Consider the following 1,770-nt stretch of genomic DNA (forward strand, 5'->3'; position numbering starts at 1 on the left):
CGGTGGACGTCGCCCTGGCGCGCGGCCTGTGGCGGTTCGCCGCCGTGCTGCTGACCGGCGGGTACGCCCACCCGTGGTCCTCGACCCTCGACCTGGCCGGGCTCACCGTCGTGCTCGGCGGGATGGCCGGCCGGGAGCTGGACCGGACCACGGTGGCGGCGGCGGTGGAGACCGAGGCGGCGGTGGTCGCCGCGCTGCGCGGCCTGGACGCGAAGGGCCGGTTGAAGCTCGCCGACGAGCTGGGGGCGCTCGAACCGACGTCGCCGCCACCCGGCCCGGAGAGCTACCAGCAGCTGCGCGAGGCGTGGCTGCGCCAGCGGGAGGAGCTGGCCCGGGTACGCGCGGTGCTGGGCTGGACCGAGGACCTGCTGACCAGCCGGGAGCGGGCGCTGCGGCGGGCGGACGCCATGATCAACCTGCTCAACGGGTCGGTCAGCTACCGGGTGGGCCGGCTCGTCATCACCCCGGCCCGGTGGGCCAAGCGGGCGGCCCGGGCGGCGAAGCGACGGCTGCGCGCGGCCCTGCGCCGCCGGGTCGTCCGGGAGGAGCAGCAGTGACCCGCATCGTCGGCATCGTCCAGGCCCGGATGGGCTCCTCCCGGCTGCCCGGCAAGGTGCTGCGCCCGCTGGCCGGGCGGAGCGTCCTCGGCCGGGTGGTCCGCGCCGCCCGGGAGAGCGGCGTCCTCGCCGACCTCGTGGTGGCGACCAGCACCGAGCCGGCCGACGACGCGATCGTCGCCGAATGCGCCCGCCTCGACGTGCCCTGCCACCGGGGACCGGTCGACGACGTGCTGGACCGCTTCGTCGGCGCGCTCGACGCCCACCCCGGGGACGCGGTGGCCCGGTTCACCGCCGACTGCCCACTGCTCGACCCGGAGATCATCCGCCTGGTCGCGGACGTCTACCGGGCGGTCCCGGCGCTCGACTACGTCAGCACGTCGATCGCCCGTACGCTGCCGCGCGGCGTGGACGTGGAGATCATCGAGGCGGGGGCCCTGCGGACGTTGCAGCGGCTCGCCACCGACCACCACCGGGTGCACGTCACCTCGTACGCGTACACCCACCCGGAGCTGTTCCGGGTGCTCGGGGTGACCCTCACCCCGGACCGCTCGGACCTGCGGCTCACCCTGGACACCGAGCAGGACTGGGCGCTGGTGCGCGCGGTGACCGACCACTTCGGCGACGTCAGCGTGCCGCTGGCGAAGCTCGCCGACTGGCTGGTCGGCCAGCCGGGCCTGCGCGCGCTGAACGCCGGGGTCCGGCAGAAGCGGCTGGAGGAGTCGTGACCGGGATCCGGGTCGGGCTGCGCTGCGACGCGGGGCCCCGCCGCGGGGTCGGCCACCTGGTCCGCTGCGTCGCCCTCGGCGAGGAGTTCCGCGCCCGGGGGGCGCACGTGGAGCTGCTCGGCAGCGTGGCCGGCGTGGAGTGGGCGGCCCGGCAGCTCGCCGCCCGGGGCATCCCGCACCACCCCGGCCCCGACACCCCGGCCGGGCTGGTCGCGGTGGCCCGCGAGCACGCGCTGGACGTGCTGGTCCTCGACTCGTACGAGCTGGACCCGGCCTGCGCCGGGGCGCTGCGCGCCGCCGGGATCGGCACCCTCGCCATCGTCGACGGCGACACCCGGGGCCAGGACGCCGACCTGTACCTGGACCAGAACCTCGGCGCCGCCCCGGTCGCGCCGGCCGACCGGTTGCTCGCCGGCACCCGGTACGCCCTGCTCCGCCGCGAGGTGCTTGACCGGCGGCCGCGTGCCGCCCCCCCCACCCCCGAA

General features: G+C 77.1%; 1 protein-coding gene and 2 pseudogenes. All 3 read left to right on the top strand.

What is annotated here, in order from left to right; all coding sequences use genetic code 11:
- A pseudogene (locus ACWEVO_RS36075) lies at positions 1–557 on the top strand (class I SAM-dependent methyltransferase); the annotation flags it as partial.
- Entirely contained in the window at positions 554–1,285 is a 732-nt protein-coding gene (locus ACWEVO_RS36080; protein ID WP_452311875.1) for a cytidylyltransferase domain-containing protein, read from the top strand. The pseudogene ACWEVO_RS36075 and the gene ACWEVO_RS36080, both read left to right, overlap by 4 nt.
- Positions 1,282–1,770, top strand: a pseudogene (locus ACWEVO_RS36085) (spore coat protein); the annotation flags it as partial. The gene ACWEVO_RS36080 and the pseudogene ACWEVO_RS36085, both read left to right, overlap by 4 nt.

Source organism: Micromonospora sp. NPDC003776 (assembly GCF_053605645.1).